This window comes from Pedobacter sp. CG_S7 (assembly GCF_040544395.1).
Lineage (GTDB): Bacteria > Bacteroidota > Bacteroidia > Sphingobacteriales > Sphingobacteriaceae > Pedobacter.
On sequence record NZ_JBEONS010000013.1, the window covers coordinates 55,181 to 82,112 of the forward strand.

At 36.4% G+C, this 26,932-nt stretch carries 23 protein-coding genes; 16 read left to right on the plus strand and 7 right to left on the minus strand.

The features are described from left to right. The first annotated feature begins 13 nt into the window (after positions 1-13). The 9 genes from AAKU52_RS09090 (at position 14) to AAKU52_RS09130 (ending at position 9,796) form a co-directional block, all read left to right on the plus strand. A complete protein-coding gene (locus AAKU52_RS09090) occupies positions 14-601 on the plus strand; it encodes a DUF6580 family putative transport protein (protein WP_354332531.1) in 588 nt (195 codons plus the stop codon). Positions 602-724: 123 nt separating this feature from the next. Beyond that, positions 725-2,959, plus strand: a complete 2,235-nt coding sequence (locus AAKU52_RS09095) for a heavy metal translocating P-type ATPase (protein WP_354332534.1) — start codon at positions 725-727, stop codon at positions 2,957-2,959. 14 nt (positions 2,960-2,973) lie between these two features. Further along, complete coding sequence (locus tag AAKU52_RS09100) at positions 2,974-3,180, plus strand: heavy-metal-associated domain-containing protein (RefSeq protein WP_354332536.1); 207 nt, start codon at positions 2,974-2,976, stop codon at positions 3,178-3,180. A 1-nt stretch (position 3,181) separates the two neighbouring features. Next, complete coding sequence (locus tag AAKU52_RS09105; RefSeq protein WP_354332538.1) at positions 3,182-3,745, plus strand: helix-turn-helix domain-containing protein; 564 nt, start codon at positions 3,182-3,184, stop codon at positions 3,743-3,745. Between the two features lie 89 nt (positions 3,746-3,834). Then, positions 3,835-5,220 (plus strand): mercuric reductase, encoded by a 1,386-nt coding sequence (locus AAKU52_RS09110; protein ID WP_354332542.1) that lies wholly within the window; start codon positions 3,835-3,837, stop codon positions 5,218-5,220. A gap of 5 nt (positions 5,221-5,225) precedes the next feature. Further along, positions 5,226-6,056, plus strand: coding sequence for an ATP-binding cassette domain-containing protein (locus tag AAKU52_RS09115; RefSeq protein ID WP_354332544.1), 831 nt, complete (start codon positions 5,226-5,228; stop codon positions 6,054-6,056). Positions 6,057-6,058: 2 nt separating this feature from the next. Then, positions 6,059-7,627 (plus strand): ABC transporter permease/substrate-binding protein, encoded by a 1,569-nt coding sequence (locus AAKU52_RS09120; RefSeq protein WP_354332546.1) that lies wholly within the window; start codon positions 6,059-6,061, stop codon positions 7,625-7,627. A gap of 1 nt (position 7,628) precedes the next feature. After that, complete coding sequence (egtB, locus tag AAKU52_RS09125; protein ID WP_354332548.1) at positions 7,629-8,786, plus strand: ergothioneine biosynthesis protein EgtB; 1,158 nt, start codon at positions 7,629-7,631, stop codon at positions 8,784-8,786. Between the two features lie 68 nt (positions 8,787-8,854). Then, positions 8,855-9,796 carry an L-histidine N(alpha)-methyltransferase gene (locus tag AAKU52_RS09130; RefSeq protein ID WP_354332550.1) on the plus strand — a complete coding sequence of 314 codons (942 nt, stop codon included), beginning with the start codon at positions 8,855-8,857 and terminating at the stop codon, positions 9,794-9,796. A gap of 296 nt (positions 9,797-10,092) precedes the next feature. Here the strand turns inward: AAKU52_RS09130 and AAKU52_RS09135 are convergent, their stop codons facing one another. The 4 genes from AAKU52_RS09135 to AAKU52_RS09150 form a co-directional block, all read right to left on the minus strand. Next, on the minus strand, positions 10,093-11,424 hold the full coding sequence (locus tag AAKU52_RS09135; RefSeq protein ID WP_354332552.1) for an OmpA family protein: 1,332 nt from the start codon (positions 11,422-11,424) through the stop codon (positions 10,093-10,095). A gap of 209 nt (positions 11,425-11,633) precedes the next feature. After that, positions 11,634-13,025 carry an MBL fold metallo-hydrolase gene (locus AAKU52_RS09140; protein ID WP_354332555.1) on the minus strand — a complete coding sequence of 464 codons (1,392 nt, stop codon included), beginning with the start codon at positions 13,023-13,025 and terminating at the stop codon, positions 11,634-11,636. Positions 13,026-13,069: 44 nt separating this feature from the next. Next, positions 13,070-13,903, minus strand: coding sequence for an SDR family oxidoreductase (locus AAKU52_RS09145; RefSeq protein WP_354332557.1), 834 nt, complete (start codon positions 13,901-13,903; stop codon positions 13,070-13,072). A gap of 78 nt (positions 13,904-13,981) precedes the next feature. After that, the gene (locus AAKU52_RS09150) at positions 13,982-14,188 is read right to left on the minus strand and encodes a cold-shock protein (protein ID WP_196858447.1); all 207 of its coding nucleotides are present in this window, start codon (positions 14,186-14,188) and stop codon (positions 13,982-13,984) included. A 161-nt stretch (positions 14,189-14,349) separates the two neighbouring features. Here AAKU52_RS09150 and AAKU52_RS09155 point away from each other — a divergent pair, with 161 nt between their 5' ends. From AAKU52_RS09155 to AAKU52_RS09170, 4 genes are all read left to right on the plus strand, one after another. Further along, on the plus strand, positions 14,350-14,583 hold the full coding sequence (locus AAKU52_RS09155) for a hypothetical protein (protein ID WP_354332559.1): 234 nt from the start codon (positions 14,350-14,352) through the stop codon (positions 14,581-14,583). A 58-nt stretch (positions 14,584-14,641) separates the two neighbouring features. Next, a complete protein-coding gene (locus AAKU52_RS09160; protein ID WP_354332562.1) occupies positions 14,642-15,127 on the plus strand; it encodes a YMGG-like glycine zipper-containing protein in 486 nt (161 codons plus the stop codon). Positions 15,128-15,292: 165 nt separating this feature from the next. Further along, complete coding sequence (locus AAKU52_RS09165; RefSeq protein ID WP_354332564.1) at positions 15,293-15,682, plus strand: response regulator; 390 nt, start codon at positions 15,293-15,295, stop codon at positions 15,680-15,682. Further along, the gene (locus AAKU52_RS09170; protein WP_354332566.1) at positions 15,648-16,748 is read left to right on the plus strand and encodes a sugar transferase; all 1,101 of its coding nucleotides are present in this window, start codon (positions 15,648-15,650) and stop codon (positions 16,746-16,748) included. The genes AAKU52_RS09165 and AAKU52_RS09170 overlap by 35 nt, the downstream gene beginning before the upstream one ends. A gap of 48 nt (positions 16,749-16,796) precedes the next feature. On the opposite strand, the gene AAKU52_RS09175 is transcribed toward AAKU52_RS09170, so the two are convergent. The 3 genes from AAKU52_RS09175 to AAKU52_RS09185 are packed head-to-tail and all read right to left on the minus strand — an operon-like array spanning position 16,797 to position 22,438. After that, entirely contained in the window at positions 16,797-18,932 is a 2,136-nt protein-coding gene (locus AAKU52_RS09175; RefSeq protein ID WP_354332568.1) for an OmpA family protein, read from the minus strand. A gap of 7 nt (positions 18,933-18,939) precedes the next feature. Further along, positions 18,940-19,872 carry a PorP/SprF family type IX secretion system membrane protein gene (locus AAKU52_RS09180; protein WP_354332570.1) on the minus strand — a complete coding sequence of 311 codons (933 nt, stop codon included), beginning with the start codon at positions 19,870-19,872 and terminating at the stop codon, positions 18,940-18,942. Between the two features lies 1 nt (position 19,873). After that, positions 19,874-22,438 carry a cadherin-like domain-containing protein gene (locus AAKU52_RS09185; protein WP_354332572.1) on the minus strand — a complete coding sequence of 855 codons (2,565 nt, stop codon included), beginning with the start codon at positions 22,436-22,438 and terminating at the stop codon, positions 19,874-19,876. Between the two features lie 519 nt (positions 22,439-22,957). Here AAKU52_RS09185 and AAKU52_RS09190 point away from each other — a divergent pair. Genes AAKU52_RS09190 through AAKU52_RS09200 form a run of 3 tightly spaced genes read left to right on the plus strand, consistent with a single transcriptional unit; the run spans position 22,958 to position 26,861 of the window. Next, positions 22,958-23,545: a TolC family protein gene (locus AAKU52_RS09190; RefSeq protein WP_354332574.1), complete on the plus strand. Its 588-nt coding sequence runs from the start codon at positions 22,958-22,960 to the stop codon at positions 23,543-23,545. Next, positions 23,545-25,689 carry an exopolysaccharide transport family protein gene (locus AAKU52_RS09195; protein WP_354332576.1) on the plus strand — a complete coding sequence of 715 codons (2,145 nt, stop codon included), beginning with the start codon at positions 23,545-23,547 and terminating at the stop codon, positions 25,687-25,689. Before AAKU52_RS09190 ends, AAKU52_RS09195 begins: the two co-directional genes overlap by 1 nt. Next, positions 25,689-26,861: a glycosyltransferase gene (locus tag AAKU52_RS09200; RefSeq protein ID WP_354332579.1), complete on the plus strand. Its 1,173-nt coding sequence runs from the start codon at positions 25,689-25,691 to the stop codon at positions 26,859-26,861. Before AAKU52_RS09195 ends, AAKU52_RS09200 begins: the two co-directional genes overlap by 1 nt. Positions 26,862-26,932 lie beyond the last annotated feature (71 nt).

The following is a 26,932-nucleotide window of genomic DNA, read 5'->3' on the forward strand; positions in this document are numbered from 1 at the left end:
AAAATTCAACAAGATGTCATTACAAAAAATAAACTTCCGTAATTCCTTCCTTATCTTTGTTATAGTTGCGGCAGCTGCCACACGTTTCATGAATTTAGGAAGTTTTAGTTCCTGGACTAATTTTACTCCTCTTGGAGCGATGGCGATGTTTGGAGGCGCTTATTTTTCAGATAAAATAAAAGCTTATGCCGTGCCTTTACTGACATTGTTTTTGAGCGATTTGGTATTAAACTATATTTTTTACCAAAAGCTAGTGTTTTTTTATGAAGGTGCTTTCTGGGTATATTTAAGTTTTGTTTTAATGGTTTTTGCCGGTACCTTCCTTAAAAAGGTGAACACGGTGAATGTAATCCTTGCTTCTTTGGCCACAGTTTTCATTCATTGGATTGTTTCTGATATCGGCGTAGTGTTAATGGCAGGATCTATCTATCCTAAAACATCCGGTGGATACCTTACTGCACTAATAGCAGCAATACCTTTTGAACGCAATCTTTTGGTAAGTAACCTCGTTTATGGCTTTTTAATGTTTGGCTCATTTGAGCTGGCCAAAACAAAATTCTCTTCCTTAAGCTTTAATAAGAACTTATTACAACAGTCATAAGGCTGTTATTAGCTTGTTTTTTGTTTTATACTTGTTGCAGCCTAATTATGCAAAAATATCACAGAATGATGTAAATTAACGGATAGTAAAGGAGGTATCTTTGTGTATTAATAAGAATATACCATGGCCGAAAAGGAACATTTAAAAAATATCTCTCTACCTGTTTTGGGTATGACTTGTGCTAGCTGTGCCACAAGTGTGCAATCAATGATTGCGGCGCAGCTTGGTGTAAACAGTGCCGAGGTTAATTATGCTACACAAAGTGTAAAGGTAGTTTATCAGCCTGAGGTTATACAACCTGAAGCATTTCAGCAGGCTATTCAAAGTATTGGTTACGATCTGATTCTGGATCAGGAAACGGGTAAGGAGCAACAGGAAGAGCAGCAATCAGCACTTTATCAAACATTAAAAAAACGGACAATTGCAGCAGCGATATTAACTTTACCAGTTGTTATTATAGGCATGTTCTTCATGGAAATGCAATATGCAAATTACATGATGTTGTTATTAACAACCCCTGTATTATTTGTATTTGGGAAGAGTTTCTTTATCAATGCCTGGAAGCAAGCCAAACACGGCATGGCCAATATGGATAGCCTTGTTGCTTTAAGTACAGGAATAGCTTATTTATTTAGTGTGTTCAATACATTCTATCCACAATTCTGGATTTCCAAAGGTTTACAGCCACATGTTTATTTTGAAGCTGCTGCTGTGGTTATTGTATTTATCATGCTTGGGAAATTGCTTGAAGAAAACGCTAAATCAAATACCTCTACAGCAATAAAAAAGTTAATTGGTTTACAACCAAAAACAGTACATTTAATCACCACAAATGGAGAAATTGAAATTGAAGTCAATGCAGTAATCAAAGGAAACCTGCTACAGGTACGCCCAGGTGAAAAAATTGCTGTAGATGGGGAAGTGGTGAGTGGCAATTCTTATGTGGATGAGAGTATGATTACCGGCGAACCAGTGGCGGTATTGAAAGATATGGGCTCAAAAGTGTTTGCTGGAACCATCAATCAAAAAGGGAGTTTCCAGTTTAAGGCAGAAAAAGTAGGCAAGGATACTATGCTGGCACAGATTATTAAATTAGTTCAGGATGCCCAGGGCTCAAAGGCTCCTGTGCAAAAGCTGGTTGATAAAGTTGCCGGTATATTTGTGCCCATAGTATTATTGATTGCCATACTAAGCTTGTTTGCATGGATATGGCTAGGGGGAAGCAATGGTTTTACACATGGTTTAATGGCTATGGTAACTGTGTTGGTCATCGCTTGTCCTTGTGCCTTGGGTTTGGCTACACCTACAGCCATAATGGTAGGTATCGGCAAAGGTGCTGAAACCGGGATTTTAATTAAAGATGCAGAAGCCCTCGAGTTAGGTTATAAAGTGAATGCAGTTATTATTGATAAAACGGGAACCCTCACTGAAGGAAAACCAACTGTTACTCAAATTCGATGGTCTGAAGAATTTAAAGGTGATAAAGTACAAATGGAACAAGTCCTTCTTACTTTAGAACAGCAATCAGAACATCCTCTTGCAGAAGCAATTGTTCGGTACTTTAACGGCTTATCGGTTAAAAAAGTAGCGCTAACAGACTTTGAGAGTTTAACAGGTAAAGGGGTAAAGGCCGTATATAATAAACAAACTTATTTTGCAGGTAGCCACCGGATATTAACTGAATTAAACATTCAACTGAATGAAGATTTAGCCGGGGAGGTTTTAAGGTTACAGGAAAAAGCACAAACCGTTATCTACTTTGCAGACAGTCAGGAAGTTTTTGCCATAGTGGCCATAGCTGATGAAATTAAATCAGGTTCTAAAAAAGCTGTTCAAGCTTTACAGGAGCAAGGTATTGATGTTTACATGCTTACGGGTGATAACAAACATACTGCCGCCGCAGTAGCTTTACAGACAGGGATAGTGAATTACCAGTCAGAGGTTTTACCCTCGGATAAGGCTGATTTTGTAAAGAAATTACAGGCAAATGGAAAAGTAGTGGCAATGATTGGTGATGGAATCAATGACAGCCAGGCTTTAGCGCAGGCAGATATTTCTATTGCCATGGGTAAAGGATCGGATATAGCCATTGATGTTGCAAAAATAACGCTGATATCTTCAGATTTGCAGCAGGTTCCTAAAGCATTGCGCTTATCTAAATTAACAGTAAAAACTATACGTCAGAATTTATTTTGGGCATTTATTTACAACCTTATTGGGATACCACTTGCAGCAGGTTTATTATACCCGATCAATGGATTTCTATTAAATCCGATGATTGCAGGAGCTGCAATGGCTTTAAGTTCGGTATCTGTGGTCAGTAATAGCTTGCGGTTAAAATTGGCGAAATTAAATTAATATTAAACACGAAAATGGAAACTTTAAAATTTAAAACAAATATCAAATGTGGTGGCTGTATTGCTACGGTAACCCCTTTTTTAAACGAGCAAAAAGAGATCAGCAAATGGTCTGTAGATACCAATTCCCTCGATAAATTATTAACTGTTGAAGGAAAGGTAAGCGCGGCAGTAGTGATCAGCACTTTAGAAAAAGCGGGTTTTAAAGCAGAAAAAATATAATATGTTGCTTCATGTCAAAAATATGGTTTGCGACAGGTGCATTCTGATCGTCCGTCAGCAGCTGGAGAATTTAAATTTTCAGGTTGCTGAAATTTCGCTCGGTAAAGTAGCGGTTTCACCCGAGCCTAATGAAGTACAGTTGCAAAATATCTCAGCTGCATTTCAAGTGCTTGGTTTTGAATTGATCGATAAGCAAAAAGACAAACTGGTAGAACAGATAAAGAACAAAATAATTGAATTGGTTCATTATTCTGATTTAACTGAAATCCACGATAGTTTAATGAACCTGATTGCCAATGATCTTCATAAAGAATACACTTACCTGAGTCGTTTGTTTTCAGATGCAGAAGGACTTACCATTGAGAAATACATCATTCAGCAGAAAATTGAAAAGGTGAAAGAATTGCTGCAATATGGCGAATTGAATATCAATGAAATTGCTTTGAGAATGGGTTATAGTAGCAGTGCACATTTGTCTACACAGTTTAAAACAATAACAGGTCTATCTCCAAGTCAATATAAAACTTCTGCTGGAAACAACAGAAAGCCTCTTGATCAGGTTTAAAGAAAAAATGCTTTAATAGGGTTTAAAGGAGGTTCTTCATTATTTTAGGAAAAACTGCGATTTTTTCAATTTTATATTGTTATAGAAGTATGGAAGTATTCGATGCAATTATAATTGGCGCAGGTCAGGCGGGTGTACCGCTTGCCAAAAAGCTTGCTGAGGCAGGATGGAAAACGGCACTGGTAGAAAAAAGAATGGTGGGGGGCACCTGTATTAATGATGGCTGCACACCCACAAAAGCACTGGTTGCTTCTGCCCGCATGGCTTACCTAGCAAGTCGTAGCCAGGATTTCGGCGTTGATATCCCTCATTATACGTTGAATTTTGAAGCCGTTATGGCACGTAAAGATGCTATCGTTTCGCAATTTCGATCAGGTTCCCTTAAAGGAATCGAGGCAACAGAAAACCTTTATTTAAAGTATGGAAATGCTGAATTTACCAGCAATAACGAAATCCTTATCAAGGGAAAAGACGGAAAAAACGAAGCGCTTAGCAGCAAATATATTTTTATAAATACTGGTGCAAGTCCTGTTTTACCCGAAATTGAAGGTGTAAATGACATCAAGTACCTTACCTCAACCAGTATTTTAAATTTAAAGGAAGTACCCGAACACCTTTTAATTGTTGGTGGAGGTTATGTCGGTTTAGAATTTGCTCAAATGTTTAGGCGTTTTGGTTCTACAGTAACCTTGCTTGAAAAAGGTAATCGGTTAATGCCTAAAGAGGATGATGATGTTTGTGAGGTGATGAGTGAAATTTTTGAGGAAGATGGCATAACAGTACTTACAAAGACTGAAGCTATAAAATTTGAAAACTATGGAACGGAAAAAATAAGGGTAACTGTTGATGGACCCGGAGCTCAAAAAACATATACCTGCAGTCATGTTTTGCTGGCTGCCGGTAGAAAACCCCAAACCCACCAGCTTGGCATTGATCAAACAGACATTGTTTGTGATGAAAGGGGATATATCCAGGTTAATGACCAACTGGAAACGGTGGTTAAAAATGTTTATGCCTTAGGTGATGTTAAAGGAGGGCCAGCATTTACTCATATTGCTTACAATGATTATGTGGTGGTAATTAAGAATGTGCTAAGTGAAGGGAAGTTAAGTATAAAAGGGCGTATTGTACCTTATTGTATGTTCACCGACCCACAGTTGGGGAGAGTAGGGATTACAGAAAGCGAGGCAATAGAACAGGGTCTTGATTACCTTGTGACTAAAATACCCATGGAGCATGTAGCCAGGGCAATAGAAACCACCGAAACCCGTGGTTTCATGAAAGCGGTGATCGATAAAAAGACAAAGCAGATTTTAGGTGCTACTATTATTGGTGAAGAAGGCGGAGAAGTAATGTCTATCTTGCAAATGGCGATGTTAGGTGGCTTAACTTATGAGCAAATCAGGTATACTATTTTTGCACATCCCTTATATGCGGAGTCATTAAATAATCTTTTTATGTCATTAGATGCTTAAGGCGAATGATTAATGCAGTGCAATTGGTTAAAAGCTTTGGGAACACCATTGCCGTTAATAAAGTAAGTTTTGAAATTGGTAAAGGGGAAAACTTAATTCTCCTGGGGCCTAGTGGCTGTGGTAAAACAACAACCCTGCGCATGATTAACCGCCTGGTTGAGCCTGATAGTGGTGATGTATTTATGAATCATACTTCCATTAATACCTTGTTAGCGCAACAACTCAGGAGGTCTATTGGCTATGTATTACAACACCATGGTCTGTTTCCGCATTATACGGTAGCGGAAAATGTGGCCATTGTTCCGCACTTGTTAAAGTGGGAAAAGGTAAAGATCCGGCAGCGCACAGATGAACTTTTTGTAAAGCTAAAGCTTGATCATTCTTTAAAAAAACAATATCCTGCTGCTTTGAGTGGGGGGCAACAACAGCGTGTTGGACTTGCCAGGGCATTGATGACGGATCCACCAGTATTATTGATGGATGAGCCTTTTGGTGCTTTAGATAACCTAACCCGCAGCCACATCAGAAAAGATTTTATGGAACTCGATGAATTTCGTCGGAAAACAATTATAATGGTAACCCATGACATTCCTGAAGCTTTTGAAATGGGCGATAAAATTTGCCTGATGGATAAAGGGTTGGTGATGCAATTGGGTACGCCAGATGAACTTCTTTTCAATCCTGCTAACAAATTTGTGAGCAATTTCCTGAAAGACCAGCGCTTATTTTTAGAATTGAAATCCTTTAAAATTGGCGAACAATGTGCATGGGAGATGATGGAGGGAATGAAAAAGATTGAACTGCAGCAAGTATTAACAAGAGTACTTAAACCATAACGATGGAAGAAGCGCAAACTTTCTGGCAATTTATTGCAATGAATAGTGATAAGTTGCTTAGTCAGACGGGTGCGCATGTTGCACTCACGTTGATTTCTTTATTGTTGTCCATTTTAATTGCCGTTCCACTCGGCATATTAATTGCCAGAAAACCTGTAATAGCTGGTTCTGTTTTGGGTTTTACAGGCATATTGCAGACTATTCCAAGTATTGCCTTATTGGGTATTCTTATTCCTTTTCTGGGTATTGGTTATAAACCAGCCATACTTGCCCTGTTTTTATATGCCTTGTTGCCTATATTGCGCAATACTTATACGGGTATAACAGGAGTTGATCCTGTAGTAAAAGATGCTGCAAAAGGAATGGGCATGACCGACTTACAGATTTTATTTAAAGTAGAGTTGCCTTTGGCTTTTCCAATTTTAATGGCTGGTATAAGAACTGCAACAGTAATCAATGTTGGTGTAGCTACTTTAGCCGCTTACATTGCTGCAGGTGGTTTAGGAGAATTTATTTTTGGAGGTATTGCCTTAAACAATAGCAATATGATACTTGCTGGAGCTATTCCTGCCGCATTATTAGCTATACTGCTTGATTTCTTACTGGCACTGGTACAGAAGCTGAAATTAAAAAAGTTGAAGCTCGCGTATCTCTTTTTGCCTTTTTTGCTGATCCTATCCAGTTCTTTTTATTTATTACCCACTCAAATTGGCGGGAGAATGCTCGCCGGTTTCAGTCCTGAGTTTATGGGCAGGAGTGATGGGTATATAGGTTTAAAGTCCGTTTATGGTTTAGCTATAGAAACAGTAGTCATCAGTGATGCCATGAAGTATAAAGCCGCTTATGAAAAAAAGCTGGATGTGATTGATGGCTACAGCACTGACGGTAGGTTAAAGGCATTTAAGCTGGTTCCATTAATAGACGACAAGCACATTTTTCCTCCTTATTACGCCGCGCCAATAGTTAGACAGGCCACGCTGAATAAATATCCAGAACTAGAAGGAATTTTAAACCAACTCGCTGGATTGATCAACGACCAGACAATGACTGCATTAAATTATAGGGTGGATAAGCTAAAGGAAAGTCCGGAACAAGTAGCTATAGATTTTTTGAAAGAGAAAAACCTTTATAAGCCTGACCGCCAGGGTAGAAAAGGTGTGATCAGGGTGGGTTCAAAAATTTTCGGGGAGCAGTATATTTTAGCACAGCTGTACAAATTACTTATACAGGGCAATTCTGACTTAAGCGTAGCCACAAAAACAGGCTTAGGAGGAACGAAAATTTGTTTTGATGCGCTAAACAATAACCAGATAGATTTATACCCTGAATACACAGGTACGGGTTTTTTGGTTATATTAAAGCCTGATTTACACACAGTGAAAACCCTTAGTAGAAGTCCGGATGCGGTTTATCAATACATATACCGCGAATTCAAGAAACAATACCAGTTAAAATGGTTAAAGCCCATTGGTTTTAACAACAGTTACGCATTGATGATGCGTAGCGAACAGGCACAAAGTTTGCATATAAAAAGCATATCAGATTTAACCCATTATATAAACCAACAATAATATGTCATTTTGGGAACAGTATTCAAATACAAGAGCGCTAAGTGTAAAGATATGTTCAGCGCTTGAAAAAGAAGATTATGTGGTACAGCCTGTAGTGGATGTTAGTCCGCCTAAATGGCATTTAGGTCATACCACCTGGTTTTTTGAAACTTTTATCCTTAAACCTTACAGCATTGCTTATCAGGAATACAATCCCTCTTTCAACTACGTTTTTAATAGTTATTATGAAACTTTAGGCGCAAGAGTAATCCGTACAGACCGTGGTAATTTAAGTCGGCCAACAGTAGATGAGGTATATCGCTACCGTTATTATGTAGATTTAGCCATGCAGCATTTCCTTACAACTGGAGATTTGGAAGAGTCTGTTAAAGCGATTTTTATATTGGGTATCAACCACGAGCAGCAACACCAGGAGTTGCTCTGGTACGACATTAAATATATATTAGGTCATAATCCTTTATTTCCAGTATATCAACTAGAGGCAATAGAGGATGGTTTAGTAGTCGAAAAAGCAATAAGTGATTGGGTAGAAGTATCAGAGGGTTTGTATGAAATTGGCTATAAGGGTACAGATTTTCATTTTGATAACGAGTTATCACCACACCAGGTATACCTTCAAAAAGCTGAAATCAGTACAACACTAGTCACCAATGCCGAATACCTGCAATTTATAGAGGAAGGAGGTTACCGCAATTTTAATTATTGGCATGCAGACGGATGGGATTGGGTAAATACCAATAAAATTGTTGCACCATTATATTGGTATTCCATAGCATATTCCTGGCATGTGTATGGTTTATCGGGCTTGAAGCCATTGAACCCTGATGCAGCAGTAGCTCACATCAGTTTTTATGAGGCTGCAGCTTTCGCACAATGGAAAGGCATGCGTTTACCTACAGAATATGAATGGGAAGTAGCTTCTAAAAAGTTTAATTTCGGACAGTTATGGGAGTGGACTGAAAGTGCCTATTTACCTTATCCAGGTTTCTCAAAAGCGCCGGGAGCTCTAGGAGAGTACAATGGTAAATTTATGGCAAATCAAATGGTTTTACGTGGGGCTTCTGTTGCCACCTCGCCAAACCACTCTCGTACTACTTACCGTAATTTCTTTCATCCTCACTTACGCTGGATGTTCAGTGGTATCAGGTTAGCAAAATAGGGTGATCATAATCAAATAAATCTTCCCGCCGCTTGATATTTGGCGGCATTGGGTTAGCAAAAAATAGAATGGAACAATTTTTAAAAGAAGTAATCGAGGATTTAAGTCAGCAGCCCAAGCAATTAAATCCTAAATATTTTTATGATGAGGCAGGAGACCTGCTTTTTCAACAAATCATGAATTGTGAGGAGTATTATCCCACAAATTGTGAAATGGAGTTGTTTAAGGAGCGAACAGCAGATTTAGCAGTTGCCTTAAAAAATGGATTCGAAGATTTTGATTTAATTGAATTGGGTGCCGGTGATGCAACAAAGTCAATTTTTTTACTACAGGAACTTGTTCGTCAGAATGTAAGGTTTACTTATATGCCTATAGATATTTCCAAAAATATAATAGATCATTTGGAAAGCACGCTGGCAGATCAGATTAAAGGTTTAAAAGTAAAGGGCTTAAATGGAGAATATTTTGAAATGCTAAAGTATGCCAATCAACTGTCTGATAAGAAAAAAGTAATTCTATTTCTAGGTGGTAATATTGGTAATTTTGAAGTTGCTGAAGCAAATGAATTTTGCAAACAGCTAAAATCTTACCTACAGCCAGGTGATTTGGTTTTAATAGGTTTCGACCTCAAGAAACATCCACGAATCATTCGGGCGGCTTATAATGATAAAAGAGGTTTTACGAAAGAATTTAACCTTAACCTATTGCGCAGAATTAACCTGGAATTGGGCGCTAATTTTGAAATTACACAATTTGAGCATTATCCGAGTTACGACCCCGCAACCGGGGAATGCAGAAGTTATTTGATTAGTTTAAAGGAGCAAGTGGTTCATATAGATAGGCGTAAATTTCATTTCGCAGCAGACGAGTTTATATCCATGGAGATTTCCCAAAAATATAGTGTGGAGGAAACAGAACAAATGGCTTTACATTCCGGATTTAAACCACTGAAACATTTTCTAGATTCCAAATGCTGGTTCTTGGATACCGTTTGGCAAGTTGAACCCTAGAAACAAAATCAAAATTCTGTCAATAAATAATTTTAGTGTTATCTGATCTCCATTCATGATGGGTTTAGAATAGGTTATGTCTGGTGCTGAACTAGTACGGGGTTGGTAGGGAGCTGGTAGGGACCTTGTAGCGGAAATTGGGTACAAAGTCCCTTAAAGGTGCGGACAAAGACACAGCTAAATCCTTGTCAAGGTTAAGTTATTATCGATGTATAGGTATAAAAAAGGTTTAACACAAGAAAGCCTGTCAACATGAATCATGAGACAGGCTTTTCTTTAAATATTAAATGGTCTGATTAAAATAAAGAGAATTCAACTCTTCTATTTTTCTGACGGCCGTCAGCTGAATTGTTACTTGCTATTGGTTGGTTTGGACCGTACCCTGTAGCTTCGATTCTAGAAGGATTAGCACCTTGAGAAACTAAGTAAGCTTTAACAGCTTCTGCTCTATCTTTAGATAAGCGTAAGTTCAATTGCATAGAACCACTATTATCAGTATGGCCAGCAAGTTTCAAGCTAAAGTTTTTCTCTACTAATAAGGCAGCAACTCTGTTTAAGGTAGTGTAAGATTTAGATCTAAGTGTCGATTTACCTAAATCAAATTCTAAGTTTCTAATTGCTTCATCAACAATTCTACGATCTTCAGTAGTAACAATTACCTTTTCTCTAATGATTGGAGTAACAGCTTTCAAAGGACAACCAGACCCGTCAACTACAGTACCTGCAGCTGTACCAGCACATTTATCAAATTTGTTAGCTACACCATCATTGTCATCATCGCCCATTTCTTTTGCATAAGCTTCTCTATCTCGTTGAGCATTTTCTTCCTGAGTAGATAAAGCTCTTCTTAATTCTGCACTTTCTGCAGCGCTTTCTTCGCGGATAGCAGCAATTGCGCTATAGTTTTGTAATTGAGAAGTACCTTTTTTACCTAAAGCAATTTCTACACCGGCATGAGCATAAGAGAACCTGTCATTAGCAGCACCCGGGGTGCCGTCGAAATTATTAGTTTTCATGAAATTAACATCATAACCTAAGTCAATGTTAACGCCTTTTGAAACGCCTAATTTAACACCAGCTCCAACAGGTATAAACCAGTTTTCGTTGTAATTTGTGCTTCTTCCTTTAGGTGCATCAGTAGTTGCAGCAGAGGACATATAACCAGCACCTGCAGTAAAGTAAGGTGAAAGGATATTGCGTTTTTGATTTAAGCTTAAGTTAGCTAAAGTTAGGTTAGCTTTTACAGCTGCAGACCAGTCAATACGGGTTTCGAAGCCACTGTTTTGTTCTGCTGCTGTAGCTGCAAGATCAGTTAAATCATTGGGTCTGAATCCTTTTACTTTGCCTGCAAGAAAATCTGCTTGTAAACCAAAGCCTGGAAGAATTTGTTTCTTGATATAACCACCGTAACCCCAGCTTTCTTGAGGTGTATTGAAATCACCATTGTTATCAGCATTAAATGGTGTATAATGGGTTAACATACCACCGTTTAAACCAATTGACCAAGTACGGAATTCTTTTTTTGCGAAACGTGCTGTTGTGTCTGAAATTGAATTTTGTGCGAATAAACCACTTGATAATCCTACTAAGGATAATACTAAGGCGGATTTTGTAATTTTTGAGTTCATATTTTTAATAATTGGATATTAATGTTCTGTGTTAACTGAACAATAAATAATAATCTTGCCAAAAATTATTTTATACGCCAATTATGTATAAATAATTAAAAATCAGGTATTTATACCAAGTAAAAAGTATTTTTATTTGTAAATATAAATATTCATTTGCGTTAATATAACGTATAGTATTTGCTACATGTATGATTTTTAATGTTTACTTATAGCTCAAATACCTTCCCTTTTTTTGGTATTTCAACGTTGTATCCTTCGTTTTGTATGGCAATAGCTAAACTTTCTAAACTTTTTTCTTCACCATGGACAAGAAAAACGGTTTTAAGTTTCTCTGGATTCTGAGCTTTAATATTTGTCAGCAAGTCGTTATGATCGCCATGTCCGCTCAGTAAATCTGTTTTTTTAATGCTGGCATACACCATTAAATCGCGGTTTCGTATACGAACCACAGGGTCGCCTCTTAAAAGTCTGTTCCCCAGGGTGCCTTTTGCACAGTAGCCTATAAATAGAATAGTACAATAATAATTTTGTATATTATGGTATAAATGGTCTTGTATTCTGCCACCTTCCAGCATGCCTGCCGAAGAAATAATGATGCAGGGCTCATGGTAATTGGAAATGGAAGCACTTTCTTTTTTCTCCTCTACATAGGAAAGGGCATCAAACTCAAATTCATCACCATGGTTTTTGTAAAACTCCCTTGATTCCTCACTCACCAAATCATGGTGTTTACGGTAAACGGCTGTAGCTAAGGTAGCAAGCGGACTATCAACAAATACCTTTACCTTTGGTAACAAACCGCTACTGAATATTTTATTAAGGGCAAATACCAGGGCTTGTGTTCTGCCAATGCTAAATGCAGGAATAATTAGTCTTCCTGGAAATTTAATGCAGGCATTACTGATAATTTCGACCAGTTTTTCTTCCAAAGTTGTATCCGCTGTATGGAACCTGCCACCATAGGTAGCTTCAGAAACCAGGTAATCAACCGGCGGTATATTTTCAGGGTCTACTAAAACAGGGTAATTTTTGCGGCCCACATCTCCGGTAAAACCTATTTTTTTCTCTGTTCCATTTTCATTGATTTTGAGTACCACTGCTGCGGCACCTAATAAATGACCTGCAGGAATAAAAGTTACTGATATATGGTCAGTAATGTTAAATTCCCGGTGGAAATTAATGGTCACAAAACGGCTGACCGTTTCATTAACATGGTTTTGTAAGTATAATGGCCTTGGGCCACCGTGATGCTTTCTGTTGGAACCTCTTCTGGATTTATGAAGTTTACTTAAAAAAATATTCACAGAATCCATTAATAATAATTCTGTCAGCTCGGCAGTAGGTGGTGTACATAGAATCTGACCATTAAAGCCTAATCTGACTAATGTAGGTAGGTTTCCGGAGTGATCTATATGGGCGTGGGTTAATATAACGACATCAATTTCTGAAGGTTGGAAAGGAAAATACTCATTATCTTCCTGTTGGGTACCTTTTTCATGATCTAAACCACAGTCAATCACAATATTATAGTCTTCAGTTTGCAGAAGATGCATGCTTCCAGTTACCTGATATGCAGCTCCCCAAATGGTTAGTTTCATAGAATTGTATTACCTAAAAAGAGGTACAAGTTATTAATTTATTTTCAAATAGCCTGAAGCCAATTCATCCAGTCTGCTGTTTTATACTTATAGTTAAGCAGCTTAGGTACTTGAATGCTCGAAATAATTTTCCATTCTTTCAGTTCATCGATAAATTCTGGCAATTCCATGTTTAAGGCAGCAGCGGCAGCAATATAGAAAACCTGTTTTTGAGGGTGGTGTGGAGCCGAACCATTAAAGACATGACCAAATGCTTGATGGTTAATGATTTCTATTGTTAGTCCGATGCAATCCATTAAATGAATGAGGTTGATCTGAGACTGACCATTGGGTATGTTTTTTTTACCTGCGAAAAATCTTGCCGGATGTCTGCCCGGGCCAACCAAACCACTGAAACGTAAAATTGAGGTGGTAAAATTTTTATTTGAGCGAAGTAGCTGTTCAGCTTGGAGTACTAGTTTGCCAGACGGCGTTTGAGGCTGTGTAATGCTTAATTCAGTAACCTCCGTATTTAAATCGCCATATACAGATGTGGAGCTAATAAAGATCACTTTTTTGATGTTATTGACTGAAGCTAATTTAGCAATCATTTCAATTTTTTCAGGATATTGTGTTATTTGATCGCTATGCCTTTTTGGAGGAATACTAATGATCAATATTTCTGAATCAAAGAAATCCCCAGGTGTAAGTTTTGCTCCAGCCTCAAAATTCAGTAGGTATGGTTTAATTCCAGCTTCAGCTAGGGTAGGTAATTTAGCAGGGGTAGTAGTAGAACCTTTCACAACGTGCCCTAGTCCTATCAGCTTTTTTGCTAATTCAAATCCATACCAGCCGCAACCAATAATACTGATACTTCCTGTTTCTTTGTTGATCTGCATTAATAATTAAAATTACTTTCCATAAAAAAGGGGTAATGCCAGATAGCAAACCCCTTTTGATTTTTTTAAAGAGTATGATTAAAGAACTCTTACATTTGATGCTTCAGGACCTTTTTTACCTTCATTCAATTCAAATTCAACATCGTCGCCTTCATTTAATTCTTTGAACGAGTCTCCTGCTATCGCAGAAAAATGTACGAATATATCTTTACCTCCTTCTTCAGGTGTGATAAAACCAAACCCCTTTGAAGAATTAAACCATTTAACTTTTCCTGTCTTACGCATATTTTTATTATATAATTCGATGTGAAAGTAAACATTAGAAAATTAAAATCCAAAAAACAGTCTTACAACAACTTGAAATTTTTACAAAAAAAATGTAAAAAGCGTTTTAACTAAACTTTAAGGGTAATTATTTGTTCATAGCTTAAATAAATTAAACAACTATGGAAGCTAAAAAAGACTGCCAAAACAAACATAAAGCTATATCAGTTGACAAAACAACCGGTGAAAAGCAAGCAGAAATGGATAACCTGGGGTTAGATGCAGATCATTCTTCAGATACAGGGTACCACCACTTCAATAATGATAACGATAGAATAACAGGAAATAAAGATGGAGAAAAGGATTCTGACAGAGATAACGGAGAAGTTGGACATTCACCATTAATGGATAAGTAAAAATCTTGGCATCATTTTTTCATATCTATTATAAATTATAAATTTAGATATTTTTGATATGAAAAAAATACTTTCTATAATCGCAATTGCGATCGTTCTATCATCTTGTAGTAACAAGGCAAAAGATCAGGCTACATTAGAAGCAGCAAAACATGTTGCACTAAAAGAAGTAAGAGATAGCTTAAGGTTAGACAGCTTTAGAACTGCTGAAGTTGCTGAGAAACAAGAAATAGAGCGGTTAGCCCAAATAAAAGAGGAGCGCGAAGAAAAACGCATGTTATTATTGTCTCAACAAAGAGAAGCATCTGCTCCAGCTGCAACTTCAAGTTCTCGATCGAATTCTTCAACAACAACCAGTGCTAAGAAAGAAGGATGGAGTCAAGCTGCAAAAGCCGGTGTAATTGGTGGAGCTGCAGGTGCAATTGGTGGTGCTATGATAGATAAAAAGAAAGGTAGAGGAGCCGTAATTGGTGGTGTTGTAGGTGCAGGTACAGGTTATATCATTGGTCGTAGTCAGGATAGAAAATCTGGAAGGGTACAATAAGAATTATACCTAAAAATCATATTTGAGAGCTGTAACAGATATAAATGTTACAGCTCTTTTAATGTTAGATTAAAATTAATTCTAAGATTATGCTTTCGCATTTCTCTGTTTTATATTTTAATTTTGTATGTTCGTATCGTTAAAGGTTTGTACACAAGTATGACTATGGTTAAAAAGCAAATACTAATTGTAGATGATGAGATTACAATTCTAAAATTATTGAATTTTGTACTTTCTTCAGAATATGATCTAATCATAAAAAACAGTGGTGTTGAGGCACTCACATGGCTCGAGGAAGGGCATTCGCCTTCATTAATCCTTTCTGATTTGGAAATGCCTTATTTTGATGGTAGTTCCTTTATCTATAATTTGAAGATCAGTGGTTTCTATAGAAATACACCTATTGTCATTTTATCCGGAGCCAGTAACCTGGAGGAAAGAGTTACCCAGATGCCTTTTGAAGTAGATGCATTTATACCAAAACCTTTTAATCCAACACAATTAAAAACCGCTATCTCAAATGTTTTCAGCAAATATGAACTCGTTGGAAACTAGTATTCAAACAGCGACTATCGTTAAGCATTCTATTCGATTACTGTATTCAGGCTCAACTTTTACGAAAGAAATTTTGCAAGTCCTGCAAGATGCTTTTATTGTACATGCCGAAACCACCATTGATAATTGTGAAGTCTATTTAAAAGAACAATCCTTGTTTAATTTACCAGATGTGATCATTATTGAAGTAACTGACAGGAAGAAATGTTTTGAATTTATAACGAATATCAAGAAGGATCCCTTATTGAAAGGACTGGTGTTGATCTTGCTGTCCAATGATGCAGATGAAGAACTTAGAAAAACGGCCATGAGTTATAAGGTAAATGATTTATACCTTACTCCGATACCATTAAAAGACCTTTGCGAGCGGGTTGTTTTTCTTGTTAAGTTTAAATTAATCAAGCCACAGCTTTCAGATCTCTCGAAAATTGATGTTAACTATAAAATACCTTTATATAAAAGAACTTTTGATGTTTTAGCTTCTGGTACTGCTTTATTATTACTGTCTCCATTGTTGCTCACGGTTGCAGCAGTTATTGCTGCTCAGTCAAAGGGACCCGTTATATTTAAAAGCAAAAGGGTAGGTACAGGATACAGGATTTTTGATTTTTATAAATTCCGTTCCATGCGTAATAATGCAAATAAGGAGCTGGATTCTTTAACTGAGCTGAATCAATATCATAAATCAGAAGCCGGGCAGACAACCTTTGTTAAATTGAAAAACGATCCAAGGGTAACTAAATTCGGGGCACTGATCAGGAAATACAGTATCGACGAACTGCCGCAATTATATAATGTTTTTAAAGGCGATATGTCATTAGTGGGTAACCGTCCGCTTCCTTTATATGAAGCCGAAATGTTGACCTCCAATGAATGGAGCATGCGTTTTCTTGGACCAGCAGGCTTAACCGGACTTTGGCAGGTTAGCCGAAGAGGCCGCGAAGACATGTCTGAAAGGGAACGTAAAAAGCTGGATAATTTTTATGCACAGAATTATTCTTTCTGGCTGGATGTAAAGATTATTTTTAAGACATTCCCTGCGCTTGTTCAAAAAGAAAAAGTATAATAATATAAACATAAAAAAAGTGCTTAGGTCAATTTCCTAAGCGCTTTTTTAGTTGTCGTCACAATTTTGCTGCGTAAGGTTAATGCCCCTTATGATGACCTCAAATTCTGTTCGCCTATTCATCTGTTGGTCTTCTTCAGAGCAAGGTACACCATCAAAACAACGGTTAACTAACCTGGTTTTGCCATAATATTCAACGCTGATCCTGTTGGCGGCTATGCCTTTATTTACCAGGTATGCCCTTGCGGCAGCACCCCTTCTTAAAGACAAGTTACGGTTGTAATCATTGGAAGCACGACTATCACAATGGCTAGACGTTATGATACTAATTTCAGGATGTTTTTTCATCAAAATATAAAGTTCGTCTAAGGCAGGTATTGCATCACGTCTAATTTCAGAGCGATCCAAATCATAATAAATATTTTTTACCGCAAAGACCTTTTTCAAAGAGTCACAATTATTCAACACAAATTGCTGCTGAGATTCGGTCCGGTTTAATATGATATCGTGTCGAATGACTGAATCTACTTCAATGCCCTGCGAAGTAACAAAACTCAGCTTATTAATGTATCCAAGCTTGCTGCCTGTCATTTCATAATCTGTTTCTCTTGGTAACTCCCGCCTATATTTTCCTTGCCTATCTGTTTTGAGGGTATCTATTCCATCCAGGTGACGCATGAGTATCCTGCTGTTGGCAATTGGAATCCTGGTGATCGCATCAGTTACTATTCCTTCCAGAATAATTAATTGGAATGCACGTTTAAACCGGTAAATATCATCACTACCACTTCTGTTAGAACTAAAGAAACCAATTTTTCCGTCCTCACTTTTTACCAGACTAAAATCGTCTTTAGGAGAGTTGATTGGAGAACCCATGTTTTTTGGCAGACTAACTGGTTTCATTTCTTTCAGCAGAACTTCAAAAAGATCCAGTCCCCCTAAACCAGCATGACCAGTAGATGCAAAATATAGCGAACCTTTTTTATCAAGAAAGGGGAACATTTCATTTCCCTCCGTATTAATTTGTTTACCCAAATTTATAGGTCTGGTCCATTGTCCATCACCAGAACGAACACAATAATAAAGATCAGTTCCACCATAACCACCAGGCATATCAGAAACAAAGACTAAAATAGTACCGTCGCCACTTAACGTAGGGTGTCCGGTAGAATATTCGTTGCTATTGTATGGGAATTCCGTCAGTTTTGACAAGTGATCGCCAGTGGCAGTATATAATTTAAGTTTATTGATGCCCTCGATACTGGTCTGGGCATTGCCATTAAAATAATTGTTTCTGGTAAAAATTATGGAACCATCAGGAAATATAGCCGCCGCCGCCTCATGAAACTTTGTGTTTACTTTATTAGTGAGGAGCTTTGGATGAACGCTATTGGCTAATAAAGCTCTTAAAGTATCCTTTTGAATGGAAGAAGTATAAATACCTAAATTTTTTGTGTCATTACTGGTAGGCGCGGTATCATCATCATTGAATTTAAATGACTTATTTAAATTGGTTTTGTACGCTTTTTTTAAACTGTCAGAATTAACGGCTTTAATCTCGCTTAGTTTTTCAATTGCAAATAAGTTAGTGAATGGTGTATTATCCCATAAAAAAACACGTTTATTTATTTTAGCCGTTGGCCTGTTGCTGCTAAAAATTAAACCATCCTTATAAAAAATTGGAGCATATTCAGCACTTTGAGTATTGATATTTGTAAAGTTTATAACCCAATTGCCCGTGTTAGTATTAAATGTACTTGAATGAGTACGTGCAAAAACAGCTGCCCTTTTATCTGCAGGTACTAAGGAAAGGTATTTCCTATACCAGCCTTCAGAACCCTCATAGTGCTGGTTATTTGCCAATGCTTCAGCATAGTATAGTGCCCATTCTGGTTTTAAAGGTTTGTTAGCTGTTAATTTTTTATACCATTTTAATGTAGCTTCATAGTTTTGCACCATTTTGTAACTATAGGCCAACATTTCCTGAGCCTTAACTTGGGTTGAATCTGTTTTTAAAATTAAATTCAATTGTCTGATGGCCTCGTCATATTGCAAAGATTTGAATTGATAACTTGCCTTTTTCATTTGTGAAGAGAGGCTAGCTGAAGACTGTGCTTGCAAAGGATTTGTAAAAGCTATGCAGTACAAGAAAAGGAAGGCAATTTTATATTTGAAAAATTTCATAAGACAATTAGAAATATCTGGGCGAAAGTGTTTTACCTTTAGCAAATCCGAATTCATAACGTAGCATAATTTCATGACTTCCTGAATTAAAATTTTGCAGACTTGTGGTACTACGGTCGTAACTATAACCAATTCTAATTTGCGGAGATGCCTGTATTTCAACAAGCCCAGCTATGTCAGCTTCTGTACGGTATTGAGCACCTATACCAATAACATCTTTAATCCATAGAGTCGCATTTAAATCTGCTTGAATGGGCGCACCTTTAACACCCTTTACCAGGAAAGAAGGTTTAAGTTTAAAATCATCTGTTAGTGTAAAAACATAGCCTGAAGCTAAAAACAGGTGTAAAGCTTGCTTACCACTTAATTTTTCGCCCGATGAATTTTCCGCAGACAAGTCGTTAGGCAATAAATCCTGGGCCGCTAAACCGATATAAAATTTATCTGAGTTATAATAAATCCCCGTTCCGAAGTTTAGCAGGACTTTGTTGATGTTACTTGCAAAGGCAGGATCGTAAGCAGCACCAGAACTGAGAGGAATATCCAAAAGGTTAACCTTATACTGACTAACATTTCCCTGCATTCCAAAGCTTAATGTGCCCACATCCATTTTAATTCTATAAGCCGCACTAAAAACTCCAGAAGTAGTTTGAGTTTTATCTAAACGGTCGCTAATTAATTGAAAACCCAGACCAATTTTATCGTTTAAAATAGGGGCATCAATAGTGAAAGTTCCTGTTTTTGGCGCACCATCAATACCCACCCATTGATTTCTAAACAAAGCAGTAGCAGAAATTACATTACGGCTGCCTGCATAAGCAGGGTTAATGGCAAGTGTATTGAACATGTATTGGGTATACATTGCGTCTTGCTGCGCTTTTAAGTTTAGACCCAAAAGCACCAAGACCAAGAGTATAATTTTTTTTTTTAGTTGTAGCATTTTATCTTCTAATGTTTAGCGGTCCAGCTTTCTTGTTTTTTCCATCTATCTTTATGATGTAATAATAGGTTCCTACTGGTACATCCTCACCTATGTGAATGCCCTCAGTTGTTTTACCATTCCATTCATTTTTATAATTTGTTGATCGGTAAATACGGTTGCCCCATCTGTTAAAGATTTCTAAATGAATTTGCACATTTGCTGCATTTTCGATGAAGAAGTAATCATTGATGCCATCATTATTTGGAGAGAATCCACCAGGTATAAACAATTCTACTTGATTTAAAGTAACCGGTGTAGGTATTGCAGGGCTAACGTCATTGGCGACTTCAGGATCAGGGAATAAACCATTCGTAGACTGGTCGTTTGTCGGACTTCCATCATTTGATGAATAGCCCAACGCAAAGGCGATGTTGTTAAAGGTTCCTTCTGTTTCTTTTAGGTTCACATTTATATCTAGAATGACCTGTTCTTTATTTTGTGCACTGATGTTGCTGTTTGGCAAAAGCATATTTTTAACCGTGACTCCATCGTAAGCCGGATTAACAATCAAATTGCCTGTAGCAATTAAGCGTTTCACTATGACGGTGTTATTTTTAAATGTACTTTTTAAATCATCAGTTAAACTTACATTGTCGATACTTGCCTTTGCGCCATAATTAATAATGTTAAAAGTATAGCTGAGGTCATAACTACCATCCATATTTTTGATGTTTGAAGTCAATGCTTTTGCCAGACCTATTCTACTTGGCATAGGGGGAGGATTGACAATAATATTGACAGTAGCTTGATTTGATATTGCGCCGAGGATATCTTTTACGGTATAGACAAAAAAATCATTTCCATAAAAGCCGTTATTTGGGGTGTAAGTTACAATACCAGTTTGCGGATCAACTACTAAAGTTCCATTTTGAGGTTGCCTTACAATGACAACACTTCCGCGGTTTAGGGTATTATTACCATCAGCATCTGTATCATTATTTAAAATCAGGACTGCAGCACTTGTATTAATGTCGGTAGACAAGGCATCATTATTTGCAACAGGAGGGTGGTTAACTACAATTTGAACATCATCAAAGAGTTCACAGCCGCCAGCAGAACGGAGGGTCCAGCGAAAAATATAAACGCCGCTGCTAAGGTTGTTTATTGCAGTGTTGAATTGTGCAGGGTTAACAAACGTTGCCGTACTTGGGCCAGAAATTTGTGTCCACAGACCAGTACTGGCACCTGGGTTATTTCCTTGAAAAGTAAAGGTGGTTGTAGGTGTGCTGATGTTTAAAAGTTGATCAGTTCCTGCGTTGGGTGTAACGGGACCAGCAGTATAGGTTAATGTTATAGTAGCGTTATTTGAAGTTTTACCATAAGTATCCTTGATGTTATAGCTTCCTATTACACTGCCTGAGAATGATGGTACAGGAGTAAAAATAATATCACCACCTGGATTTATAGAAAACACACCTTTGTCTGGTACAGTAAAAGTATCCTGAAGACCGGTTGTTGTAGGATCAAGATCTATTGATGCTTTATTTATGGAACCACCAGCATTATCAGTTTTGTCGTTGGTACTAATATCTATTCTTGCCAGGTTACCTTGGCATAAAGTAAGTTCATCATTGGCTGCTTTAGGAAAAACTAAACTATTCTCATCTAATACATCAATATATACGTTTCTAATTTCATGAAAGTTAGTTGAAGCTCCTGTTGAGGAAGCAAAACCATATTTCAGGTTCGCTGGTGCAGCTCCAGGATAGTAATAGTTATTAATGACAGTTGAGGTAACTAAGGTCGGCCCTCCCCGAGATATTCTCACCGTTATATTGTAACCGCCTTTAGGATTAGGAACCAGATCCATTAAAACACGGCGAAAACCAGGAGATGCAGTTTCTGGTTGTCTGGATGTTATATCTCCAACCAAACTAAAGCCCAATGAAGATGTTTTAATTGAAGTTAAATAGGCGTAATTACCAGCAGTTAATGCTGCACCATCACCTTTACCACGAAGGGTTACAGAACCAGGACTTAAACCAGTTATGCCACCCTGTCTTCCTTCGTTTGTATTAGAAAAGTTTCCAAATTCATCCAGTCCTATAGCAAGGTAACCTTTACTAACCCCAGGAGAGGTAGGTGTTGTTGTTGTAATCTGTGCATAACCTAAAGACCCACCAAAGCCACCAATATTAAAAGGACTAGCTGTGGCGTCATAAAGGAAAAAGCTGATCCCATCAGCACCACTGCCTCCATATACATAATATTCAAATTGCACGGTTAAGCCCTGGGTAGAAGGGAAAATTGAATTGCTATAAATGTATCCTTTTTGATTTAATGATCTGTTGGTTAAACGAAGATAGCCATTGTCTGGCACATCTATTGGTGTTCCAGTATGTGATAGGGTTTCTAAATCATAACTACTGCCAGCGGCAGTTAGAAAAGCAGACGGAGCACCACCAAAATTAATTCCGGGAGCGGTTGCGTTTTTAAAACTTTCAGTGTAGGGGAATTGAGCAAATGCATTCGTTATACCTAAGCTAAATATAAAACATAAGGCAAGCCGTAAAAGCTTTATCATAAAGTAGTCACTAAAATGTCTATAAAAATATTCAAATATATCCAAAAATAAGGCCGAATACTGAAATGTATAGAATTAATGGATGGTTAGCTTGAAAGTCAATAATTCAAAGACTTGTTGTGGAATAATTTCCCCAAATGTTATATTTTATTCTACGAATTCAAATCAGTATTAAAACAGGTATTTCTTTCAATTTCAATTTTTTTAATTGCTTTACCACAAATAGGTTTTGCATTGCCTTTATTTGAGGATAACTTTATTCAATTCTTCCGTTAATTTAATCTTTGAATAAATTTTATTTTTTTGATAAAATAACATTATTATATTGAGTTATATTAGTTTGATTGGTATAATATTAGCTTATTATTTAATGATAAACTTATATATTTGGTTTTACTTTATTTATCTATGAATAAAAAGTCTACGCTTACCATAATAATATGCCTCTTTTCTTTCATTATTCAAACAAGTCGCGTTTTTGCTCAGGAAAGTATTTTAAGTGAGGTCTCTTTCCTTTATATGGAAAGACTTGTTGCAACGGCAAAAGCAAATTATCCTAAGGTTAAAACTTTAGGAAGTGAGATCACTATGGCGAAAACAGATTTGTCAGCTGCAAAAATATCCTGGTTAGATCCATTTTCTTTACAATATGTAGCACGGTCAAATCAAGCCAATACAAATGCAGTTAATTTAACCACCGCAGATTTTTTAACTGGCTATCAATTTGGCGTAAATTTCAATCCTGGGATATTGTTTTCTAAACCTGGAAATATAAAGAAGGCTAAAGAACAAGTCAAAATTGCCCAGGCGAATGAAGAAGAATATTTTATACAACTAGCGACTATGGTTAAAACAAGGTATTTTACATACTTACAGTTTCAGAAATCACTTGTCCCAATAAACAACGCCTATTCAGAAGCTCAAATTAATTTTAATGCTATAAAGAACAAATATCAGAAAGGTGAAGTCACCTTTTTAGAATTCAATAGTGCATCAACAGCATTAAATCAAGCATTTCAAAATAAATTGCAAATAGAAGCAGGTTATTTGAGTGCAAAAATCGCTATAGAAGAATTAACAGTTACAAGATTAGAAGACATAAAATAATGGACCAGGTATTTAAGTTTTTACATCTTTTAAAAAAATATAGGTTAATACTGATTATTGTTCCAATAATAACCGTAATTATTACATTTTTCCTGGTTCGTAACCTTCCTAGCTCTTATATTTCACAAGCGCAGGTGGCAACTGGAATAGTAGATGAGACACAACAACAATCTGTAATTTTACAATCTGCGGATCGTGATAAGGTGAATCAGAAATTCAGTAATCTTATGGAAATCATGAGGATGAATAAAGTCCTTGATCAAGTGTCTTATCAACTTATCATACATGATCTTACTGCTAAGGTTCCTTTTAAAAATAATAGTAAAGAATTGTTAGATTTAAATCAATCTGTCAGGGCACAGGCTTTAATGATATTTCGCGAAAAATACTTAAAAAGACAAGGTTTAACTTTAACAAGTTCAGCTCAAAATGATCTGTTTGAGCTTTTAAAATCCATGGGTTACGATGCAGAATCTCTAAAAAAGAAATTACTTATTTATCGTCCCGGCGACAGTGATTTTATTGTTTTGCAATTCGAATCAGAGAATCCGGATTTATCTGCGATGGTCGTAAACTCAATTGCTTCTGAATTTATTAAAAATTACACCTCTTCTATTAAGGAAAGTCAAGTAAGAGCCAGCAATTTCTTCAGCGAAATGTTAAGAGAAAAAAGTGATACGTTGTCTAATAGAATGAAGGAACTCCGGAATTATAAAGTTAAGAATGGTGTTTTAAATTTGACAGAACAATCTAAGCAACTTTATACCTTAATACTGCAGTATGATACTAAAAAACAGGAAGCAATAGAAAAAACATCCTCGTATGCAGGCGCAGTGAATGAAATTGATAAAAAGTTTGACCCCAGGGACAGAAATTATATAGAGGCCTCACTTTCAAAATTAAACCAGTCAATAGTTAATACAAAAGAAGAATTAAGTACCCTTTATGATTTATACATTACAAACGACCTTGATCCAAAGTATAAGTCAAGTTACGACTCCTTAAGCAAGAAATTGACCGCTCAAGTAAATAGGTCATCAGATCAATACATTACTAATCCTTTAAATACGAAGCAGGAATTAATTTCACAAAAGCTTAATCTTGAAATTCAGCTTGATATTTCCAGGTACAGTATCAATTCTATAGCGAATAAACTAAAGACATTAAATAAGCAGTTTGAAATGTTAGTTCCAAAAGAGGCAGATGTTCAATCGTTGGAAATGAGTATAGATATTGCCAGTAAGGAATATTTAGACATTTTGAATAAATATAACCAGAGTAATTTAGAATCTTCTTTTTCAACAAAAATGATTGTTGCTCAACCAGGTGTACCTGGTTTGTCTCAGCCTTCTAAGAAGATGCTATTGGTAATTTTGAGTGGAATAATAAGTTTTGTGTTTTGCCTTTTAGTTATTTTTATTATTTACTTTCTGGACGAAAGTATTTCTTCTGCTCAGGAATTAGCTAATGCAACTGATATTCCTGTATTGGGTGAGATAAATCAATTGTCAACGGCATCACAAGACCTTAATCATTTATGGAATCAGGAAACCCAGGCACCACATTTATTAGATTTTAAGAATCAATTGCGTTCTTTACGTTTTGAGATCGAGCGAGATTTAAAGGATAAAGTTTTAGTAATTACAAGTATCCATCCATCAGAAGGAAAGACCTTAATTGCGTTGAGCCTGGCCTTGGCTTGGAAAATGACGAATAAAAAGATCTTGGTGATTGACGGGAATTTCAGTAACCCAGGTATTACAAAAGCTGCTACTAGCAAAATTTATTTAGAAGATTTTTTCAACAATCAAGTTGATTTGGACAAAAATAATAAATCTGGTTCTATAGATATTTTGGGTAATAAAGGTGGAGATACTTCCTTATTAGAATTAGCTAGTCATGAGCAGATTCAATTAAAAATAGAAGAAGCCAAAAATGTTTATGATTTAATTATAATCGAAACTGCTGCTTTGACAAATAGAGATCAATCAAAAGAATGGGCTTTATTTTCTAAAAATATTCTTTCTGTTTTTGAGTCAGGGGGCACAATAACCCAAAGTAAAAAAAATTATATTGCTTATTTAAAAGAAACAGGTTCTTTTATGGGTTGGATAATTAATAAAGTTAATTCAAAAACAAATTGATGGTGTTATTATGGATTATCGTTCAGGTCTTTATTGGCTATAATTTAATTCTTCCAATTCTATTTTATTTTTTGTGGAAGTTAAAAAAAATAGTCAAAATACCTTTGGTTAAAGACATCCAGGAAATAGATTATGCCATTATCGTAACCGCTTTCCAACAAACTGCTCTTTTACCTGCTGTAGTGCAATCGTTGCTCAAATTAAACTACTCAAATTACCTTATTTATATTGTTGCTGACAACTGTGATACCAAGGATCTTTGTTTTGAAGATAAGCGTGTCATTATATTAACTCCACCAGAAACCCTAGCGAGTAATACACGTTCACATTTTTATGCGATAGCCCATTTTATTAGACCACATGAAAGGTTAACTATCATCGATAGTGATAATTTGGTTGACCCAGAATACTTAACAGCAATAAATAAAAGTTTTTCAAATGGATTTGAGGCAGTTCAAGGAATTAGGAAAGCTAAGAACCTAGACTCGACCATTGCCTGTCTAGATGCAGCAAGAGATATTTATTACCATTTTTATGATGGAAAAATTCTTTTTGAGTTGAATTCTTCAGCAACGCTTTCAGGTTCAGGGATGGCATTTACCACAAAGGTATATAAAGAATGTTTAGGTCACCTTGATGTTACAGGCGCTGGATTTGATAAGGTTTTGCAAGCAGCAATAGTAGGAAGAGATTTACGGATTGCCTTTACCGATCAGGCTATAGTATATGACGAGAAAACTTCCCAATCCAGTCAGTTGATAAATCAGCGAGCCAGATGGATCAATACCTGGTTTAAATACTTTAAATTTGGCTTTGAGATCGTCGTTAAAGGAATAAAAAATCGAAGTACTAACCAGTTTTTATTTGGGTTGATTTTATTAAGACCTCCTCTTTTTATATTTATTTTATTGTCAGGTTTATTTCTTTTAATTAGTTTATTCACTTCAATTTTAGGTTTTTATCTGTGGTTGTTGGCATTTCTGTTATTTGTAATTGGCTTTTACTTGGCACTGAAGCACTCCGGTGCAGATGCAAGAATCTATAAATCATTGAAAGGAATACCAAAATTTATTTTTTTTCAATTACTATCCCTGTCAAAAAGCAAAAATGCCAATAAAACATCGATAGCTACTACTCATTATCATAAACACAGTAATGATGACATTAAATAAATGCTTATTAGCTTCATCACCGTTAAAAACGTAAATAGCAATGAAAATAAGGCCAAATAAACGCAATGAAC

Bases quoted from the DNA above. Each gene is read 5' to 3' on its own strand.
- AAKU52_RS09170 (WP_354332566.1), top strand. From the start codon at position 15,648: ATGTTTTCAGCAAATATGAACTCGTTGGAAACTAGTATTCAAACAGCG.
- AAKU52_RS09175 (WP_354332568.1), bottom strand. From the start codon at position 18,932: ATGAAATTTTTCAAATATAAAATTGCCTTCCTTTTCTTGTACTGCATA.
- AAKU52_RS09095 (WP_354332534.1), top strand. From the start codon at position 725: ATGGCCGAAAAGGAACATTTAAAAAATATCTCTCTACCTGTTTTGGGT.
- AAKU52_RS09105 (WP_354332538.1), top strand. From the start codon at position 3,182: ATGTTGCTTCATGTCAAAAATATGGTTTGCGACAGGTGCATTCTGATC.
- AAKU52_RS09160 (WP_354332562.1), top strand. From the start codon at position 14,642: ATGAAAAAAATACTTTCTATAATCGCAATTGCGATCGTTCTATCATCT.
- AAKU52_RS09155 (WP_354332559.1), top strand. From the start codon at position 14,350: ATGGAAGCTAAAAAAGACTGCCAAAACAAACATAAAGCTATATCAGTT.
- AAKU52_RS09150 (WP_196858447.1), bottom strand. From the start codon at position 14,188: ATGCGTAAGACAGGAAAAGTTAAATGGTTTAATTCTTCAAAGGGGTTT.
- AAKU52_RS09110 (WP_354332542.1), top strand. From the start codon at position 3,835: ATGGAAGTATTCGATGCAATTATAATTGGCGCAGGTCAGGCGGGTGTA.
- AAKU52_RS09120 (WP_354332546.1), top strand. From the start codon at position 6,059: ATGGAAGAAGCGCAAACTTTCTGGCAATTTATTGCAATGAATAGTGAT.
- AAKU52_RS09100 (WP_354332536.1), top strand. From the start codon at position 2,974: ATGGAAACTTTAAAATTTAAAACAAATATCAAATGTGGTGGCTGTATT.
- AAKU52_RS09190 (WP_354332574.1), top strand. From the start codon at position 22,958: ATGGAAAGACTTGTTGCAACGGCAAAAGCAAATTATCCTAAGGTTAAA.
- AAKU52_RS09135 (WP_354332552.1), bottom strand. From the start codon at position 11,424: ATGAACTCAAAAATTACAAAATCCGCCTTAGTATTATCCTTAGTAGGA.
- AAKU52_RS09180 (WP_354332570.1), bottom strand. From the start codon at position 19,872: ATGCTACAACTAAAAAAAAAAATTATACTCTTGGTCTTGGTGCTTTTG.
- AAKU52_RS09140 (WP_354332555.1), bottom strand. From the start codon at position 13,025: ATGAAACTAACCATTTGGGGAGCTGCATATCAGGTAACTGGAAGCATG.
- AAKU52_RS09165 (WP_354332564.1), top strand. From the start codon at position 15,293: ATGGTTAAAAAGCAAATACTAATTGTAGATGATGAGATTACAATTCTA.
- AAKU52_RS09200 (WP_354332579.1), top strand. From the start codon at position 25,689: ATGGTGTTATTATGGATTATCGTTCAGGTCTTTATTGGCTATAATTTA.
- AAKU52_RS09130 (WP_354332550.1), top strand. From the start codon at position 8,855: ATGGAACAATTTTTAAAAGAAGTAATCGAGGATTTAAGTCAGCAGCCC.
- AAKU52_RS09195 (WP_354332576.1), top strand. From the start codon at position 23,545: ATGGACCAGGTATTTAAGTTTTTACATCTTTTAAAAAAATATAGGTTA.
- AAKU52_RS09185 (WP_354332572.1), bottom strand. From the start codon at position 22,438: ATGATAAAGCTTTTACGGCTTGCCTTATGTTTTATATTTAGCTTAGGT.
- egtB (WP_354332548.1), top strand. From the start codon at position 7,629: ATGTCATTTTGGGAACAGTATTCAAATACAAGAGCGCTAAGTGTAAAG.
- AAKU52_RS09145 (WP_354332557.1), bottom strand. From the start codon at position 13,903: ATGCAGATCAACAAAGAAACAGGAAGTATCAGTATTATTGGTTGCGGC.
- AAKU52_RS09115 (WP_354332544.1), top strand. From the start codon at position 5,226: ATGATTAATGCAGTGCAATTGGTTAAAAGCTTTGGGAACACCATTGCC.
- AAKU52_RS09090 (WP_354332531.1), top strand. From the start codon at position 14: ATGTCATTACAAAAAATAAACTTCCGTAATTCCTTCCTTATCTTTGTT.